Origin of the sequence: Microbacterium sp. (assembly GCF_047602155.1) — a bacterium.
GTDB lineage: Bacteria > Actinomycetota > Actinomycetes > Actinomycetales > Microbacteriaceae > Microbacterium.
The window spans coordinates 1,598,135-1,616,949 of sequence record NZ_JASGHZ010000001.1; the positions used below are offsets into that span (position 1 = coordinate 1,598,135).

Genomic DNA, 18,815 nt, shown 5'->3' on the forward strand with positions numbered 1-18,815 from the left:
GCAGGATATCCGCGATTCGGGTCGGATGACGACGCGCGGGCGGGCGCCGAGCTCCGGCGGCCATGACGGCATCATGGCCGACAGCGGAGCGTGGCGGCCCGTGGCGCGGGTCCGAGACCCCTGCCCGCGGCGCCCTGGAGGCGCAGGCGCGGCATCCCGATAGAGTGGGCGCGATGGTTGCCACCGACCCCGCACCTCCCGGCGACTCGCTGTACCGCGAGGTCGGGCGCGCGGAGTGGGCGCGGCTGGCGGGCGGCATCCCGAACCCGCTCACCGAGACCGAGGTCGTGCAGTTGCGCGGCATCGGCGACCGCCTCGACCTCGCCGAGGTGCGCGAGGTGTACCTGCCGCTCAGCCGCCTGCTCAGCCTGTACGCGAGCGCGACCAAGCGGCTCGGCGCCGAGACCGCCGCCTTCCTCGACGAGCCCGATTCGACGACGCCGTTCGTCGTCGCCGTCGCGGGGTCGGTCGCAGTCGGCAAGTCGACGATCGCGCGCCTGCTGCGCGAGCTGATGAGCCGCTGGCCCGGCACGCCCCGGGTCGAGCTGGTCACGACCGACGGATTCCTCTACCCGAACGCCGAGCTCGAGCGGCGCGGGCTGATGGATCGCAAGGGCTTTCCGGAGTCGTACGATCGCCGGGCGATGGTGCGCTTCCTCACCGAGGTGAAGTCGGGCGTGCCCGAGGTGCGCGCGCCGTTCTATTCGCACATGCGGTACGACATCATCCCCGACGCGCACGTCACGGTGCGCCGCCCGGACGTCGTCATCGTCGAGGGCCTCAACGTGCTGCAGCCCCCGCCGGCGCCGAACGACGTCGCCGTCAGCGACCTGTTCGACTTCTCGATCTACGTGGATGCCGACGTGCAGCACATCGAGTCGTGGTACGTGAACAGGTTTCTCGCGCTGCGGCAGGCGGCGTTCAGCAACCCGAACTCGTTCTTCCGGTCGTTCGCCGACATCTCCGACGACGAGGCCGTCGCCAATGCGCTGGGGTTCTGGAACTCCATCAACCTGCCGAACCTGCGCGAGAACGTCGAGCCCACGCGTCACCGCGCCAAGCTCGTGCTGCGCAAGGCCGCCGATCACGCCGTCGAGACGGTGCTGCTGCGCAAGCTGTAGCGGCGCGCGGGTACCCCGGCCCCGGCGCGTGAGAAACCACATCGCGCGTGAGAAACCACTTCTGCGATGGTTTCTCATGCGGAATCTGGTTTCTCGCGCGGTGTCCCGATCAACACCGAAGAGGCGGCGGCATCCATCGCCGACTGACAGACTGGTTGTGTGGCAAAACGCAAACGCCCCTCCGGCCATCCCGCGAAGCGCGACATTCCGTTCGCGGTGCGGGTGGCGTTGCGCGACTGCGAGCGCTGGCTCGTGCAAGATGGCCGGCTACCGGCCGCCGATATCGCCGCCAGCATCGCCGGCCTGCAGGAGTTGTTCCTGCTCGCCGCCGCAGAGAACATCGACCTGTTGCGGCCGGACGGCATCGATCCGATGCTCGACGTCGTGTACGGTCCGAATTTCGCTCTCGATGCCGCTGACGTGCTCGTCGAACTCGATGCCTACATCCACTTCCGCCTTGCCACGAGCCCCGAGGTGGCCGGGTGGAGCGCCGCGCACGGCCTCGTCGAAGACGCGCTCGCCGACCTGCTGGGCGAAGAAGACGACGTCGCCGCGGGCGAGGTGCTGTCGCGGGCCGTCGCAATCTCGGACGCGCTCCCCGAACACGAACGGCGCGCCGCGCTCGCCCGGCTGCCGATCGTCGCGGGTGTGCGCCCGTTTCTGGAGTGGCTCGGCGCTTCGCGTCCGACCACCTCGACGCGGGCGTTGCGACGCGCCGACATCGAGCCGGTCGCGGCGATGATCGGCGTCAGCGCGCTCGGCGTTGCATCTGACCCCGATTGGCGTGCTGACCCGGGCGGCCCGCGCACGGTGACCTCGATGTGGGATCTGCCGCTGCTCAGCGCATGGTGGCAGGCGCTGGATATCGCGGATCTCGTCGCGACGACCTCATCCCGGGCCCGGCCCGGCGATACCGCGACGTTGTGGCTGGCCGAAGAGTTGCCTCCGCTGGAGACGGCCGAGATGGTGGCGGCCATGACTCTCGCCGAACTCCTGATCGGTGAAGCGCGTCGGGGGTATGGGCCGATCGGGATGGTAATTTTCCGTGGCGTCGCGGACCGGCTCATCGAGATCCTCGGTGGGGAGCCTGCCGACGGTGACGACGGCGACGAACTGTGGGCTGCCTTCGCGGGCATGGCTGTGCCTCGCGTGCTGGCGGAGATCGAACAACTCGGAATGCTGAAGGATGCGGCATCCGACGACCCGAGCGTGCCCGACGCGCTCGCGGGCACTGTCGCGCGTGGCGTGATGCTGGCGCTGACCCTGGTGCGCACCATGTTCGACGTCGACGAGGAAGACGACGACCTCGGCGAAGAAGACGACGACGGCCGGTTCGACCCTTTCAGCGACCCCGCGGTGCGAGCCGAGATGGCTCGGCTCGGTATTGTGCACAGGCCCGGGATGGCAGACGAGATGATGCGGCAGCTGGCACCGCTGCTGCGCGAGGATGGCGTCGACCTCGACGACCTCGACGACCTCGACGACCTCGACGACCTCGACGACCTCGACGACGTCGATCTCGACACGTTCCAAGCTGCGCTCGATCGCGCCACACAGCGGCACAACATGGAGCTGTCGACGCCCGTCGGCGCACAGCACGAGCACGCCGTCACCGTGCTGCGGCTGCTCAGCGAAGCGCTCGCCGGCGGTGATGAGACGATCGCCCGGATCGTGCTCGACGGCATCCCGTCTGATCCGCAGCCGGGCAAACCGTCTGTGGCGCAGGTCATCGGAGTGGGCGCGGGCGTGCTCGACCGGGTGCATTCCTCGTCAGCCTTCAGCGCCGCAGCGGCGCGGTCGCGAATTCCGGCGTGGGATGCCGCCGCCCAAGCCGCCGCCCGCGACTTCCTCGAAGCCTCCGGTCGCGGCCGGGCGTTCGGGGCGATCGACGAGTTGATCCGGCGCTATCGCGGCAAGGTCGTGCTTGACGGGGTCGCGCTGGCGGTGTCGGCGACCGTCGCCGCGCGGGCCGCGCAAGAGGGCACCGGCATGCGCGAGACCGCGGAACGTCTGATCGTCTGAGCCGTGGCCGCGACGAGGTTCGCCAAGTTCGTGCTGCGCAAGGCTGGCCGATCACATCGTCGAGACGGTGTTGCTGCGCGAGCTGGGACACGTTCGAGGCGTGCCCGTGGGTGAGAAACTACATCGCGCGCGAGAAACCACTTCTGCGATGGTTCCTCATGCGGAATCTGGTTTCTCGCACGCTGACTGACAAAAATTGCGTGGCATGCAATGAAGTTGTTGCGCGGCATGCATTGAATATGTTGCATGGGAAGCATCCGTGTCGCAGGTGTTGCCAGATGAGTTCCGGTCGTTCGCCGACATCTCCGACGACGAGGCCGTCGCCAATGCGCTGGGGTTCTGGAACTCGATCAACCTGCCGAACCTGCGCGAGAACGTCGAGCCCACGCGTCACCGCGCCAAGCTCGTGCTGCGCAAGGCCGCCGATCACGCCGTCGAGACGGTGCTGCTGCGCAAGCTGTAGCGGCGGCGTCCGTGCGGTCTCGGCATCCCGCCTGCTGTGGCATGCCCGTGGAACCGATGCCGCCATGCACGCTCTCTTCCTCGGCGGGTTGCGCCGAGGAAGAGGTCAACGGCTGGAGCGAACGGCTTCGTCGCCGCGCTGCACGGACGCCGACATCAGCTCAAGCGTGCGACGCAGCGCCGTGCTCGATGTGTGCACGGTGTAGGGGAAATAGACGACTTCCACGCCGACCGTGGACAACTCCTGCTCCAGTCGGAGACCTTTGTTCGTGCCACGCCAGTCGTCTCCCTTGAAGAAGTGCGTGAAACCCACTTCGCGCCAGGCGTCAAGCTTGTCGGGCGTCGTCTCGATGTGCACGCGGTCGACATAGCCGATGTTGCGCACGATCTCAGCCCGCTCTGCTGTCGGAATGACGGGATCGATGCCTTTCACCAGGCGGAGCATCTCGTCGCTGACGACGCCCGCAACGAGGAGATCGCAGTTCTCGCGCGCATGGCGAAGGATGTTGAGATGTCCGACGTGGAACAGATCGAATGCTCCTGCGGCGTAACCAATGCGCACTGTCATGAGCTCCCCAGCCTTTGACGAGCAGCCATCATCGATCGCTGCTTCCCCCATCGTGTCCCGGACCCCTCCGGTGCACGCGCCATCGTCCCATACCGATGGACGAGTTACAGCATAGCTTGCTCCGGCTGATCGTGTGAACGGCGCCTGGTGCAGGAGCCGATCATGCGATCAGCCGGACGATGCGCTCGACCTGACCCAGTGCCGGGATCAGTTGTTGGGCAGAACGTGCGTAGGTCTCGCTCGATTGCCGATACGGATCAATCACATCGTCCGCGCGCGCGTCTGCCGGAGCGGCCACGGCGCCTCGCAGAGAGGCGAGGTACGCGGCAACGGCGTGCAGGCGAGATCTCGGCGCCACGGTATGTGCAACGGCGACGAGAGAAGCGTCGTCTGCCGCCTCGGCCAACCGGGCGAACTCGCGGAGCGTAAAGGTCGCGCGAAGTCGTGTGGGTGCCAACGATGTGACGTCGCGGCGGTGGTCGCGAGTCATCGTGAGAATGAGGTCAGAAGACGTCAGAAGGTGATCGGTGAGGGGGCTGGAGCGATGCGCCTGAGCAGCAGAGAGTGCTGCGCCGTATCGAAGAGCAAGGCCTATTGCCTCCTGCGTCATTGGGGCGCCGCTCGATCCTCGAGTGCCAGCGCTGCGCACCGTGACGTCCAGATCGGCGAGGCGTGCCTGCAATACGACCGCCGCAAGTGGCGATCGGCAGATGTTTCCCGTGCACACCGTCAAGATTTCCATTCAGCTCCCTCCCCGCCGGTGAGGTCGGCCACCGCAACGCTGTGCACAGACCGATGGTCGCTCTGTGTCAATGGTCCGCGCGAACGGCGACAGCGGCTCAGATCGACACAACGCTACTCGTCTGATGCCGTGATCAGACCCATCCAGCGCCCCGTCGGCTCACATCGTCACGCGGACAAAGGTCGAGCCGTGCGCGTGTGAAACGCGGCTCTCGTCGCCCTTTTGGTGAACCGTCCGGCTCCGCGGTGCGTCGGACCGGGGATCGCTGCATCAGGTTCAAGAAGATGACCCCCGCGTTCGGCGAGCGGGTTTGCATCGCGAGGGAGACGCGGCTAGCTTTCAACCCGACGATTGTGTGGGGAGACATATCGATGGCGGAAAGTTTCTCGGCCGTGTACGCGCGGCTCCAGGCAGCTCAGAAGGGACGTGCCCGGGGTGCGCCCGCATACTCCGTGTATGTGAACCGACCGCTGGGGCGCGTGTTCGCAACCGTTGCATACCGCGCAGGACTCACGCCCAACCAAGTGACAGGGGTCAGCGCCCTGTTCACCTTCTCAGGCATCGCCCTTGTGGCCCTCGCCCCGGTCTCGCCGGCGACGGGGATCGGCGTGTGGCTACTGCTTGCGGTCGGCTATGCGTGGGACTCGGCGGATGGGCAGGTCGCGCGCCTTCGGGGGGGAGGCTCCCTCGCGGGCGAGTGGCTCGATCACTTCGTCGATGCGCTCAAGATCTCGTCCCTGCACATCGCGATTCTGATCGGCCTCGCCCGCACCGGAGAGATTGCCGAGGTGTGGATGCTGGTTCCGTTGATGTTCACGATCATTGCCAATGTGAGCTTCTTCGGCATGATCCTCAACGACCTGCTCCGGGCCAAGAAAGGTGTGGCGGCCGCGGCCGCGGCCGGTGGCGGCTCGTTCTGGCGATCGATCGTCAAACTACCGACGGACTACGGCTTGCTGTGTCTTGTGATGGTCTTATGGGCATGGCCCGCAGCGTTCCTGGCGGCGTATACCGCGATCGCGGTCGCCAATGCGCTGTTTCTCGCTCTTGCCGCAGTCTCGTGGTTCCGTTCGGTGCGAGCGTTGGACGAGCTCTGAGCGGGAATTAGCCCGCGGCACCGCGACGCAATCCATACTCGCTATACACGCGACCGAAGATTCCGGCAAGCATGCCCCTGCCGCGCGCCGCGGTTCGTTCACCGCGGGCGCGGTGGTGCAGCGAGCCGGTGACGCGACCGACGACCGCACGCAGCGACCCGCCGGTGAGGCGTGCGAGCCCGCGAATGCCCACGCGCACGCGCGCTGCTGCCCGGCCGATTGTTCCCTGGGCGAGCGCGATCTCGACGCGCGCCGACGTGTTGCCGAACCGGTAGGTGCGGCGCAACACCCAGTCGCGCGTGAACCGCTCGGGATCTTCGCGCTCGACGACGAGCGAATCCTCTGCCCAGACGATGCGGTACCCCCGCGCGGTGAGCTGACGGCTGAACAGGCTATCGCTGCCCCCCGATAGCCCGAAGCGTTCGTCGAATCGAAGTCCGGACTCGGCCACCGCGGCGACATCCAGCAGGAGGTTGTTCGTCGCGCACTCGCGCAGTATTTGCCCGTCCTGTCGAGTGGGGCGGACGAAGGCGCCACTGGCGGGAATCCAGGCCTCGGTGTCTTCCGGAAAGGGTGTGAGCACTCGGCCGGCGACGGCGGCCGGCCGGACGTGCCGGTATCGGGCAAGGAGGGCGTCCAGCCACCCTGGCGCGGGCAGTTCGTCGTCGTCGATGAAGATGAGGACGTCGTGTTCGTGAGCTTCGTGGAGGGCGCGGTTGCGCACGGCCGCGATACCGGGCGCCGGCTCGGGGACGTACTGCGCGCGGTGTCGTGCGACGACCGCGGCGGCTCCCTCCGCGGGGTCGTTGTCGACAACCAGCACCGTTACGACGCACGAGGTTGTCGTCATCGTTTCGGCCTGCTGTTCCACTTCCTTCAGGAGGTCGTCCAGCAACTCGTTGCGTCTGTAGGTTGGGATGGCAATCAGACAGCGCAATGGCGCATCTGCCGTCTTTGGGGTCACTTTTTGGCCCGTTTCCCTCTCCCCGAGTGGTCGTTTTCTGCAAGAAGACTAGCGGTTTGCGTGAGAATGCTCTCATTCCCAACGCGGCGCCCGAGCGCGAAAAACCGCTATTCACCGGGGCTTCATTTCCGTTATCCGGATGTTATCGAGCTGGGCTCGACTGGGAGATCCGGGCACGTTGCGTCAAACTGGCCTCACCCGATCTCGTTGCATCCCCCAACGTGTCCTCCAGAAGTGAAGGTTCCTCTGTGACTGTTGCCACCCCACCGTTGTCCGTTGCGCCCAAGCGGACGCGACTATTCGCCATCCTCAGCGTCATTGCCGTCGCCGTGGGTGCTTTCCTCTTCGCGGGCGCCGAAGCCGCCAATGCCGCGTCGGTCGCACCCGCTGCGGGCAAGACGACGGTCGTCGCGCTCTCCGGCACGAATGCCGGGTCGGCGCGCTTCGAGTTCACGCGTAGCGCGATGCAAGGCGGATCCGAGTATCTGCAGACACGCGTGCGGTCGAGTTCCAGCGGCTCGTACTTCGTACAGGCGCGAGTCACGCCAGGCGGTGACGTAGCGGTCAGCCTCAAGCGCGTCAACGGCTCAAAGGTGACCGACCTCAAGAAGTCGACCATCACCTCGCTCAAGGTGTCGAACGCGGCATCCGTGAGCGTTTCGCTGTCGGCCTCGGGCTCCGACAAGGTCGTGCTGGCCGGCAAGGTTCAGGTCGGCAATGCCAGTTTCGCGGTCAACGCGACCGACACCAGCAGCGAGCGCATTCGTTCCGGCGGCAAGGCCGTCGCGGCGGTGTATGCCGGCGCGGACTCGCAGAGCACGGTGACGGTCAAGGTCACCGACCTCGGAGCGTCGAGCAACACGGCAACGCCGACGGTAACACCGACCGCGACGGCGACGCCGACCGCGACGGCAACGCCGACCGCGACCGCGACGCCGACCGCGACGGCAACGCCGACCGCGACCGCGACGCCGACCCCGACAGCAACCGCGGCAGCGACCACGAAGGCGTCAACCGACACGACGGTCGTGACCGCGTCTGAGCGGCCCGACGCGTCGACGACCGGCGTCCCCGCCGGCACCACGCTGACCCGTTACGACGGCGACCTCATCGTCACGCAGGCCGGTGCTGTCGTGGAGAACCTGGAAATTCACGGCGTGATCCAGGTCCGTGCGGCAGGTGTCGTCATCCGCAACACGAAGGTACTCGGTCCGTCCACGTCGGGTCGCCCGCTCGTGAGCAACTACCCCTACGGATACTCCTTCACGATCACCGATTCGGAGCTGTGGTCTTCGGAGGCGAGCCCGTACGCCAACGGGATCCTGGGCTCGAACTTCACCGCGACCCGCGTCAACATCCACGATGTGATCGACCCCGTCCATATCACGGGGGGCAACGTGACCGTGAGCGATTCCTACCTGCACGATACGTTGCACTACGAGAAGGATCCGGTTCAGAACTACACCCCGAGTCATGACGACATCGTCCAGATCCAGGCGGGTTCCCAGATCGTCCTGGAGGGCAACACCATGACGGGGTCGAAGAACACCGTCATCATGGTGACCCAGGATCAGTCGAACGTCTCCAACCTCACGATTCGCGATAACTACATCGATGGCGGCAATTGCAGCATCAATATGAACGAGAAGGGGCGCGGCAGCATTTCTCAGGTTCTCCTCGAGAACAACCTGTTCGGACCGAATCGGACCATCAGCTACTGTGCCGTCTACATTCCATCCACCAGTGATGTGACGCTGCGTGGCAACTATTGGGAGGCCACAGGCCTGCTCGTCGCCGCCGTGTTCAGGGAGTAACCTCGGACGAGGCGGGGCCGTTGGCCTCGCCTCGTCCGAAGGGGAGTCCACGTCATGTCGCGCAACAAGGTCGTCGTTGGCGGCGCAGTCGCCATAGCAGTAGTTGCTGTGGTGATCCTGATCTGGAGTTCGGCGGGGTCCCTGCAGGCGAGCGGCTCGCCCGCCGCCACGGAATCAGCCGGGAGCTACAGCCAGACCGTTCCCGCGACGCCGAGCCAATGGCCGACGCCCACGCCCGGCGCGACAGACGGTGTCGATCCCGGGGAGCCCATCCAAGTGGATATCGACCAGTCGGCTCTTGTCGCGGGGACCCTCACCGCGCGCATCTCGGAAGTCACGTCTTTCGAGGCCGAAGACAGCGAAGAGCCAGGTCAGCTGGCCGGTCCGGCGGTCAGCGTGACGATCGAGGTGACCAACGCGTCGGGCAAGGCTGTCGATTTGGCGGGTGCTTCACTCAACCTTGATTTCGGCGATGCCCACACTCCCGCTCCGGCGATCGGCGACCCCGTCGCTACGGGTCTGCCCGCGACCGTTGCCGATGGGGCGACAGTGACTGGAACATATTCGTTCAGCCTCCCTCTTGATGTGAGGGAGCAAGTTCGTGTTATCCTCGATCTGGTTTCTGGGGAATCGCAGGTCATCTTCTTGGGGAAGTTGGCGAGCGACTGAAGCCATCTACTGGGGAATGTGCTCGGCTCGCCGAGTGCACATGCATCGGAGGGATGCAGTTATGCGCTCTGTTGTTTCGATCAACCAAGAGCGTCGGGGTGCGGCGACCGGGGTCTTGGCGATCGCGGTTTCGCTGCTTGTCGTGCTCACGAGCCTGATTGCTCTGCCGCAGTCGGCGTCGGCCGATACGACGCCGACGGATAGCAGCACTCCGGCGACCGTCACCACTGACGTCCTCCCGACGGTGCAGATCAACGGCATCATCTGGTCGCAAGTCGTCGTCGGCAATACGGTGTACGCGGCTGGTTCGTTTTCGACCGCACGGCCCGCCGGGTCGGTTGCGGGCAGCAATGAGGTCACGCGAACCAACTTGCTGGCCTTTGACATCACGACGGGCAACCTTTTGTCGTTTGCCCCTTCGATCAACGGTCAGGTTCTGACAGTAGCCGCCTCTCCGGACGGGACACGACTGTACATCGGCGGCGACTTCACGAGCGTCGACGGCGCGACTCGCAACCGCGTGGCCGCCTTCAACATCCCCGCCGGCACGCTGGATTCTTCCTTTGCGCCGAACGTGAACGCATCGGTGCGTGGTATCGCTGCGACCGACTCCGTCGTGTTCTTCACCGGTGTCTTCGGTCGGGTGTCCAACAACGACCGGCTGCATGTCGCCGCGGTGTCGTCCTCGGGGACGCTGCTCCCCTTTGCTCCGGTACTCGATGGCGGACGTGGCAACGCTGTGGTGATCTCCCCGGATGCGGGCGCGGTCGTCGTCGGCGGAGCATTCACAACAGCGAACGGTTCGAGCAACCCGGGCTACGGTCTGGCTCGATTCGACTCCAGCAGCGGTGCGCTGCTGCCGACCGGGGTGAACAGCGCCGTTCGCAATGGTGGTGCGGACGCGGCCATCTACTCGCTGTCGACGGCGGACGGCTACTTTTACGGGACCGGCTACGTCTATGGAAGCGGTGGAAATCTCGAGGGAACCTTCAAGGCGGACTGGTCCAGCGGGGATCTGGTTTGGGTTGAGGACTGCCACGGCGACACCTATTCGAGCTACGCCGTCAACGGCGTCGTGTACGCGGCTACCCACGCGCACTACTGTGGCAGTCTGATCAACGGTCATCCGCAGAGCAACCCTTGGACCTTCTACCGCGGCGTCGCCTTCAGCGATGACGTGAAGCGCATCACACCTTCTGGCCTCAACCTGGGTTACTACGACTGGGGCGGTACGCCCGCGCCCGAAATGTTGCACTTCATGCCACAGTTCAATACGGGTACGGTCAGCGGATCCTCACAGGGTCCATGGAGCGTCACTGGCAACGACAACTATGTTGTGTACGGCGGCGAGTTCACGAGGGTGAACAACGTTCTTCAGCAGGGTCTCGTGCGTTTTGCCGTCAAGTCGATCGCGCCCAACCTGGACGGGCCTCGCCTCGGGCAGAGCAGCTGGATTCCCAGTGCGGTGGCGATTTCGGAGGGTTCTATCCGGGTGAGCTGGCCCCTCAACTGGGACCGCGACAACGAGTACCTGACGTATCAGGTGATCCGCAACGGCAACACCGCCTCGCCGGTGTACTCAGTGACGGCCCGATCGAAGCCTGCAGACTGGGCACTCCCGGGGCTGACGTTCACCGACAAAAACGTTGTGCAGGGACAGACCTACACGTATCGCATTCGCGTATACGATCCGTCAGGCAACGTGCAGAACAGCGCGACGATCACAGCCGTCGCAGATGGCGATAGTCCGACCACGGCATACAGCACTGCGGTGCTGGCGGACGACCCGGTGAGCTACTGGCCCTTCAATGACACGGCGGGCTCGACGTCTTATGACTGGGCGGGAGCCTCCGACCTGACGGTCAACAGCCCCGTCACGCGTGGGGTCAGCGGCGCACTTGTCGACGAGACGGCGACGGCGGCGAGGTTCCCGGGGACCAACGACGGCTTCGCTGCGAGCAGCGAGCTGATCGCAGGGCCGCAAACCTTCGGTATCGAGGCCTGGTTCAAGACCACGAGCACGAGCGGCGGGAAGATCGTCGGCTTCGGCAACAGCAACACGGGCACGTCGACAAGCTACGACCGTCACGTATACATGCAACCAAGCGGAGCGATCACCTTTGGCGTCTACCCCGGGTCGAGTCAGACGATAAGTTCGTCGAAGACCTACAACGATGGTCAGTGGCACCACGTTGTCGCGGGCCTGGGCTCCGACGGGATGACGCTCTACATCGATGGTGTCCGCGTCGCGGCCCGGACCGACATCACATCCGCGCAGGATTACTCCGGTTACTGGCGGATCGGTGGCGACACCCCCTGGGCTGGCGCAACCTGGTTCGACGGTGACATCGACGAGGTCGCAATCTACGATGCACCGTTGACCCGCTCCGAGGTGCAGGGCCACTACATCGCATCGGGTCGTACCTTGACGGGCACGACGGCGCCCACCGACGCGTACGGTGCTGCCGTTTACAGCCTGGAGCCCACGCTGTACTGGCGTCTCGACGAAGCGTCCGGCGCGACGGTCAACGACTACTCCGGTGCCGGCGTGACGGGCAGTATCGTCGGGTCGGCGTCGCGCGGCGTCGCTGGTGCGCTCGTGGATGTGGCCGACAGTGCGACTCGGTTCTCTGGTGGGCAGGCGATCAGCGCGACATCGTTCGATAACCCAACTGTCTACTCGCTCGAGGCGTGGTTTAAGACGACGTCGACCACGGGCGGGAAGATCATCGGGTTCGGCAACAGCGCCGATGGCAATTCGTCGAGCTATGACCGCCATGTGTACATGAACAAAAACGGGCATCTCACGTTCGGGGTGTGGACCGGCCAGACAGAGACGATCGATACGTCTAGCGCCTACAACGACGGATCCTGGCATCACGTTCTGGCCACGCAGGGCGCGGATGGCATGGCCTTGTACGTCGACGGCGATCTCGTCGGCACCAACTCGACGACGACGCCTCAGAGTTACACCGGATACTGGCATGTCGGTGGAGATGTCACATGGGGCGGCAACGCGTGGGAGTTCGCTGGCGATATCGATGAAGTGGCGGTGTATCCCGTCGAGTTGTCGGCATCCGTCGCCGCCGAGCACTACCAGATCGGCGCGAATATTCAGCCCTCGAACGAGGAGCCTGCAGCGTCATTCACGACGTCGACCTCCGGTCTCACCGTGAGCGTCGATGGCTCGGCATCTTCTGACACCGACGGCACCATCGCGTCGTACCAGTGGAGCTGGGGTGACGGCACGAGCAGCGTGGCCTCGTCTGACGCGACGGCGTCGCACGAGTACCAGAACTCCGGCAGCTACGAGATCACGCTGACAGTCGTTGACAACGATGGCGGGAGCGACACCGCGTCGGCGCAGGTTGCGGTCGTGGCGCCCAATGCGGCTCCGATTGCGGCATTCACCTCCTCGGTGTCGGGCGCGACAGTGTCGGTGGATGCGAGTGGATCGACCGACACCGACGGGACGGTTGCCTCGTACAGTTGGGCGTGGGGGGACGGTTCGGAACCTTCGATCGGAGTGCTTGCGAGCCACACTTACGCGGCTGGCGGCACCTACACTGTCACCCTCACCGTGACCGATGACGACGGTGCGACCGGTACGAAGACGGCCCAAGCGGTCGTTGCTGCGCCGAATGTGGCTCCGACTGCGGCGTTTACGTCGTCGGTCGCGGATCTCACGGTTTCGGTGGATGGTTCGGGTTCGACGGATTCGGATGGCACGGTCGCGTCGTACAGCTGGAACTGGGGTGATCAGTCGGCGGAGGGTTCGGGAGCGACCGCGTCGCACGTGTACTCGGAGGCTGGCACGTATTCCGTGACGCTCACGGTGACCGATGATGACGGCGCGACGAATGCGGTGACCAATAGTGTCACGGTCACTGCGCCGGCTGTGGGGTCGGTGCTCGCGGCAGACGAGTTCGACAGAACGGTGAGCAGCGGCTGGGGTTCGGCGACGACGGGGGGTGCTTGGACGCTCAGCGGTACGGCCTCGCAGTTCTCCGTGGCCGGTGGCGCTGGTGTGATCAGCACCAACGCGGGCCTGACCCGGACGGCATCGCTCGCAACCCTGGCGTCGCCAGACTCCTCAACTCGGGTGGACGTGACGTTCCCCTCCTTGCCGGTGGGCGGTTCGTCATACGTGATGGTCACCAGTCGCAAGAACGGATCCAGCGGATACGACGTACGAGCCGTCGTCACGACGACGGGCGCCACCACGTTGCAGCTGCGGCGAAACGGCACAACGCTCGCGACCGGCTCCGTGCCGTTCACGATCGCGGCGGGGGATACTGTCAGCCTCCGACTGGACGTCGAGGGAGCCTCGCCGACGACGCTGCGTGCCCGTGCGTGGAAGGCAGGTTCTTCGGAGCCGACGACCTGGCTCGTGACGACGCAGGACTCGACATCCGGCCTGCAGGTGGCTGGTGGCGCAGCGCTGGGCACGTATGTGAGCTCCACCATCACCAACACCCCGTATTCGGTGCGCTTCGATCACTACTCGGTCACAACGCCCGGCACGGTGGTGGTGCCGAATGTGGCTCCGACTGCGGCGTTTACGTCGTCGGTCGCGGATCTCACGGTTTCGGTGGATGGTTCGGGTTCGACGGATTCGGATGGCACGGTCGCGTCGTACAGCTGGAACTGGGGTGATCAGTCGGCGGAGGGTTCGGGAGCGACCGCGTCGCACGTGTACTCGGAGGCTGGCACGTATTCCGTGACGCTCACGGTGACCGATGATGACGGCGCGACGAATGCGGTGACCAATAGTGTCACGGTCACTGCGCCGGCTGTGGGGTCGGTGCTCGCGGCAGACGAGTTCGACAGAACGGTGAGCAGCGGCTGGGGTTCGGCGACGACGGGGGGTGCTTGGACGCTCAGCGGTACGGCCTCGCAGTTCTCCGTGGCCGGTGGCGCTGGTGTGATCAGCACCAACACGGGCCTCACCCGCACGGCCTACCTGAACGACGTATCGTCGACGTCGACGGATCTGACCTCGCTGTTCTCGATCGATGCGCTTCCTACCGGTGGCAGCGACTTTGTGTCCTTCGCCGCACGTCGGGTGGGATCGTCCGATTATCAGGCGCGGCTGTCGATCGCCGCGGCGGGGAGCGTGCAGTTGCAACTGCGCCGCGGCGACACGACCATGACGTCGGTCAACGTTTCCGGACTGACGATCGCGGCAAATGATGGAGTCAACGTGCGAGTCCAGGTCTTCGGGACGAGTCCGACGACGATCCGCGCGAAGGTCTGGAAGGCCGGTACGACCGAGCCGACCACCTGGAATGCGACCACGACGGATGCGACCGCCGCGCTCCAATCGGCCGGTGGCGTCGGAGTCGGACTCTACGTGGGATCCGGGGTCACGAACGTTCCGCAGACGGTGCGGATCCTTTCGCTGAGCGCGGTTCCCGGACCCTGATCGACCGACGGACTGACCTGAGGGTGTGTGGGAACTAGGGGTTCCCACACACCCTCACCCGTGCCGGGCGGTGCCGCGAGGATCAGGAGCGGAGATCCTCGATTCGACACGCTCAGCGGGGAGGTCCGGAGGCAGGAGTGACGCGTGACACAACGGTCAGCGCTTGTACTCGTGGATACGCACCTTCAGCAGGCGGCCGAGAGCACCGATGTGTGACGCGACTCGGATCAATCCCCGTGCGGCCGTCGCCGGGCGGCGCGCAATCGTGCCATAGGCGTACCTGGCCAGCCCCTCGGGTATCCGCAGCGCCGCAGTGGCGAACATCTTCGTAGCGACGAGTGGTCGTTGGCGTGACGTCGAGACCTCTAGGGTGGCATGAGCCCAGGACGCGCCTGTGCGAGTTGCGCGGCGGAGAACCCAGCGCCGGGTGAGTCGTGATTCGGGGACCACCTCGGAGACTTCGGCGTCATCGCACCAGCGAATGACGCCGCCGGCGGCCGTGATCTGGTAGGTGAGCAGGGTGTCGGATCCGCCGACGAGCCCCAACCGGTCGTCGAACGAAAGCCTGTGAGTGCGGAGAAACCCGAGATCGATGAGGAGGTTGTTCGTCGCAGCGCCCCGGATCACGGTGCCGGTGGCCAAACGCCGCCGCGAGAATACACCGCTCGAGGTCACCCACGGGTCGGGTGTCTCCCGGGTGAAGATCGACCGGACGGGGCCTGCGACAGCGGTTGGGCGCTCGGTCAGCCAGTAGCTGATGAGCGCGTTCAGCCAGCCGTCCTCTGGCATCTCGTCGTCGTCGATGAACACAATGGCGTCGTCGTCTCGTGCGTTGTGAAGCGCTGCATTGCGGGCGGCTGAGATCCCTGGTCGTGGCTCATGCAGGTAGGTCACGAGCGCGGTGTCACCCGCTGCCTGCTCGACCAGGCTCTTCGCCCCGCCGGCAGGATCGTTGTCGACGACCACGATTCGGGCGGAACAACCGACCTCCCTCGCCTGCGCGATGAGCGCCGGGAGAATCGTCCGCAACTGCGCCGGTCGGCGAAACGTCGCGAGCGATACCACTATCGACTTTGCCGAATCCGGCGTCGTCCCCATTTGCACGCTGCCCTCCGCCGCCGAGCCACTATGAGATTTGAACCCAAATCACCAGCCTACCGGGCAACCACCGGTGGCCTGGAGCGTCTGCACAGAAGCACTAGCCTTGAGAGGGGGCGGAAGATCTCGGGGGAGAGAGCGTGGCAGAACAGGTGGCGTTGGGTGATGCCGCAGCGCGTGGCGCCAGCATCACGCTGTTTGCGCAACTCTACAAGGCTGCGCTTCAGCTGGTCGCGACCATGGTGCTCGCGAGGATGCTGTCGCCCGACGACTTCGGCCTGATTGCGATGGTTCTCTCGGTCATCGGCATCTCTGAGATCTTCCGTGACTTTGGTCTGTCCAGCGCCGCCATCCAGGCGAAGTCCGTCTCGACGGCAGAGCGCACCAACCTCTTTTGGGCAAACACTGGGCTCGGTGTTTCGTCAGCGGTCGTGGTTGCGGTATCGGCGCCTCTGATCGCGATGCTCTATGCAGACGCTCGCGTCACCCCCGTCGTGGTCGCCCTGGCGGGTTCGTTTGTGCTCAGCGGGATGGTCACGCAGTACACGGCGGACATGTCCCGCCGGCTGATGTTCCGCAAGATGGCAATCATCGAGATGGTGAGCCCCACGATTGCTCTGGGGATCGCGGTCGTCATGGCGCTCATGGGCGCGGGATACTGGGCGCTGGTTGTGCAGCAATTGGTGTCGCTCGCGGTGCTGCTCGCGCTGTCTGTCGCGGCGGCGCGGTGGTGGCCCGGCGTACCTCGTCGCGATGTGTCCATTCGTCACTTCATGAAGTATGGGGTCGCGCTGTTCGGGACTCAGGTGATCGCGTACCTGACCAAGAACATCGACAACATCGCGATCGGCGTGGCATGGGGAGCAACACCGCTGGGGTACTACGACCGTGCTTATCAGCTGCTCATGGCGCCCCTCAGGCAGATCAACGCACCGATGACGCGCGTGGCGCTTCCCGTGCTCTCGCGCGTGCACGATGATCCGGTCAGGTTCGAGCGGTACTTGTTGCGCGCGCAGATCGTTGGAGGCTACGTGACTGCCACAGTGTTCGCGCTCGCAGCAAGCCTCGCCAAGGACATCGTGCTCATCGTGTTCGGTGCCGACTGGTTGCCGATTGTCCCGATCTTCACGATCTTGGCGCTCGGCGGGGTGCTCCGGGCGGTCTCCCAGATCTCGTACTGGATCTTCCTCGCCAGTGGACACCCGGGTGCACAGTTGAAGATGTACCTGGTGACTCGACCTCTGATGATCCTCGTTATCGTCGCCGGCGTGCCGTGGGGGGCAATGGGTGTGGCGGTGGGCAGCACCGTGGCGTACTCGCTGCATTGGATCATCTCGCTGATCTGGTCGTGCCGCGTCGCGGGCCTCCGCCCGCGACTGCTCCTGATGAATACGGTGCGTATCCTCGTCACGGTGAGCATTCCCGCGGGCGTCGTGTCGTGGCTGGTGACCCTTCTCGGCTGGCCGTCTGTTCCCACGATCGCTGCGGGCCTCCTTGCAGTGGCCGTCTATCTCATCGTCGTGGCAGGGCTGTCGGCGTCTGCGCGACGAGACCTTGTGATCGTCGTCGACTTCGCTGTGCGTGCTGTTGGCCGGCGCCGGAAGTAATGCTCCTCGGAGTCAATGCGAGCCCGAGGGCGAGTCCGAAATAGGGCAAAGACGAGTACGTGGGGTTGAAGGCCACGTTCCATGCCGAGATGATGACGGTGAACACAAGAAGCGCACTCGCTGAGCGTTCGGCAAGGTCAAGGCTGGCCCGGCGGAAGAGGATGACAAGTGCGACGACGACGAGCATGATCCCGGCGATGCCCCAGTAGGCCCAGAGGTCACCCAGCGTCGAATGGAGTTCGATCCGATCTCCGAACATGTAGTTGTCTACCCACCCATTGTCGGGGTCGTAGTTGATGGTCCACATGCCCGCCTTCACAGCGAGCAACTCTGTCGGAGTCACAAGCGTCCCTGGGCCGAAACCCAGAGGATTGTGGAGGAACAGCGCGGCGGTCGCTGCCATCTCCGGACGGCCACCGACGATCACTGAGCCGGCACGGTCTTGCTGCATAATGGAGCGGGCTTGTGCGGCTTCGCCCAGATAGCCACCCAGCAGCAGTGTTGTTCCCACCACATAGACCACGAGTGCGACCGCAGTGACTGCCATGAGGACTTCGACGGGGGTGGTTCGGCGGCGCGCGGGAAGCATCTGCCAGATCGTCAGCACGATGCCGATCGCGAAAACGCCGAAGAACGACCGTGAATCCATTGCCGCGGAGACAGCGGCCAGCAGGATCAGCACGAGCAACTCTGCCACTCGGCGGCGAAACGCCATAGCGAGGGCGAGGAGCAGCGCGGCAATCGGGAGGCCCAGCGCATACTTCCATGGGTTCTCCAGAAACAGCGCAGGTCGACTGACTGCGCTGACGACGAGGCCGAGCCCGACTGCGGTAGCCGCGACCCAGGCCCGGACAAGCGTGGAAGCCCACAGAAACACGCCAAGAATCATGACGACCGATAAGAGTTCGGCGATGTTGGTCGTGAACTCCAGATCACTGATGTTGTGAGTGGGAGCGAAGAAGGCCGTCAACCAGACGCCGTTCACCAGGGCGAGAATAGTCAGCAGCACGATGAGCCGGCCGCGTCCGGATCGGATCACAGCCCCGATCCACAGTGGAAGCGTCAAGATCGCCATGACGTGGCCTATGGACACTCCTCGCCCGATGAAGATGCGGGCCGCGAGCATGAACAGCGTGACGAGGGCGAGCGCGACACTGATGTCCCGCCACGCATCCCGATCTCCGCGGCGGGCCCGGGTTCCGCGCGTATATGCCCCGCTCACGATG

At 65.1% G+C, this 18,815-nt stretch carries 12 protein-coding genes and 1 pseudogene; 8 read left to right on the top strand and 5 right to left on the bottom strand.

Annotated features, from left to right (window positions below; all coding sequences use genetic code 11):
- The first annotated feature begins 173 nt into the window (after positions 1-173).
- From coaA to QM720_RS07370, 3 genes and pseudogenes are all read left to right on the top strand, one after another.
- Positions 174-1,121, top strand: coding sequence for a type I pantothenate kinase (coaA, locus tag QM720_RS07360; RefSeq protein ID WP_415125477.1), 948 nt, complete (start codon positions 174-176; stop codon positions 1,119-1,121).
- A 159-nt stretch (positions 1,122-1,280) separates the two neighbouring features.
- Positions 1,281-3,143: a hypothetical protein gene (locus tag QM720_RS07365; RefSeq protein ID WP_415125478.1), complete on the top strand. Its 1,863-nt coding sequence runs from the start codon at positions 1,281-1,283 to the stop codon at positions 3,141-3,143.
- Between the two features lie 283 nt (positions 3,144-3,426).
- Positions 3,427-3,606, top strand: a pseudogene (locus tag QM720_RS07370) (type I pantothenate kinase); the annotation flags it as partial.
- A gap of 105 nt (positions 3,607-3,711) precedes the next feature.
- Here QM720_RS07370 and QM720_RS07375 read toward each other — a convergent pair.
- Both QM720_RS07375 and QM720_RS07380 read right to left on the bottom strand, forming a co-directional pair.
- Positions 3,712-4,173, bottom strand: coding sequence for an adenylyltransferase/cytidyltransferase family protein (locus QM720_RS07375; protein WP_415125479.1), 462 nt, complete (start codon positions 4,171-4,173; stop codon positions 3,712-3,714).
- Positions 4,174-4,333: 160 nt separating this feature from the next.
- Complete coding sequence (locus QM720_RS07380) at positions 4,334-4,915, bottom strand: low molecular weight phosphatase family protein (protein WP_415125480.1); 582 nt, start codon at positions 4,913-4,915, stop codon at positions 4,334-4,336.
- Between the two features lie 284 nt (positions 4,916-5,199).
- On the opposite strand from QM720_RS07380, the gene QM720_RS07385 reads away from it, so the two are divergent.
- A complete protein-coding gene (locus QM720_RS07385) occupies positions 5,200-6,012 on the top strand; it encodes a CDP-alcohol phosphatidyltransferase family protein (protein ID WP_415125481.1) in 813 nt (270 codons plus the stop codon).
- A 7-nt stretch (positions 6,013-6,019) separates the two neighbouring features.
- Here the strand turns inward: QM720_RS07385 and QM720_RS07390 are convergent, their stop codons facing one another.
- Positions 6,020-6,976 carry a glycosyltransferase family 2 protein gene (locus tag QM720_RS07390; RefSeq protein WP_415125482.1) on the bottom strand — a complete coding sequence of 319 codons (957 nt, stop codon included), beginning with the start codon at positions 6,974-6,976 and terminating at the stop codon, positions 6,020-6,022.
- A 248-nt stretch (positions 6,977-7,224) separates the two neighbouring features.
- On the opposite strand from QM720_RS07390, the gene QM720_RS07395 reads away from it, so the two are divergent.
- The 3 genes from QM720_RS07395 (at position 7,225) to QM720_RS07405 (ending at position 14,884) form a co-directional block, all read left to right on the top strand.
- Positions 7,225-8,790: a right-handed parallel beta-helix repeat-containing protein gene (locus QM720_RS07395; RefSeq protein WP_415125483.1), complete on the top strand. Its 1,566-nt coding sequence runs from the start codon at positions 7,225-7,227 to the stop codon at positions 8,788-8,790.
- Positions 8,791-8,844: 54 nt separating this feature from the next.
- Complete coding sequence (locus tag QM720_RS07400) at positions 8,845-9,459, top strand: hypothetical protein (RefSeq protein WP_415125484.1); 615 nt, start codon at positions 8,845-8,847, stop codon at positions 9,457-9,459.
- 61 nt (positions 9,460-9,520) lie between these two features.
- A complete protein-coding gene (locus QM720_RS07405) occupies positions 9,521-14,884 on the top strand; it encodes a PKD domain-containing protein (protein ID WP_415125485.1) in 5,364 nt (1,787 codons plus the stop codon).
- 156 nt (positions 14,885-15,040) lie between these two features.
- Here QM720_RS07405 and QM720_RS07410 read toward each other — a convergent pair whose 3' ends face one another.
- Positions 15,041-15,982, bottom strand: coding sequence for a glycosyltransferase family 2 protein (locus QM720_RS07410; RefSeq protein ID WP_415127837.1), 942 nt, complete (start codon positions 15,980-15,982; stop codon positions 15,041-15,043).
- Between the two features lie 140 nt (positions 15,983-16,122).
- Here QM720_RS07410 and QM720_RS07415 point away from each other — a divergent pair, with 140 nt between their 5' ends.
- Entirely contained in the window at positions 16,123-17,589 is a 1,467-nt protein-coding gene (locus tag QM720_RS07415; protein ID WP_415125486.1) for a lipopolysaccharide biosynthesis protein, read from the top strand.
- Here QM720_RS07415 and QM720_RS07420 read toward each other — a convergent pair.
- Complete coding sequence (locus tag QM720_RS07420) at positions 17,495-18,811, bottom strand: hypothetical protein (protein WP_415125487.1); 1,317 nt, start codon at positions 18,809-18,811, stop codon at positions 17,495-17,497. The genes QM720_RS07415 and QM720_RS07420 overlap by 95 nt on opposite strands.
- Between the last annotated feature and the right edge of the window lie 4 nt (positions 18,812-18,815).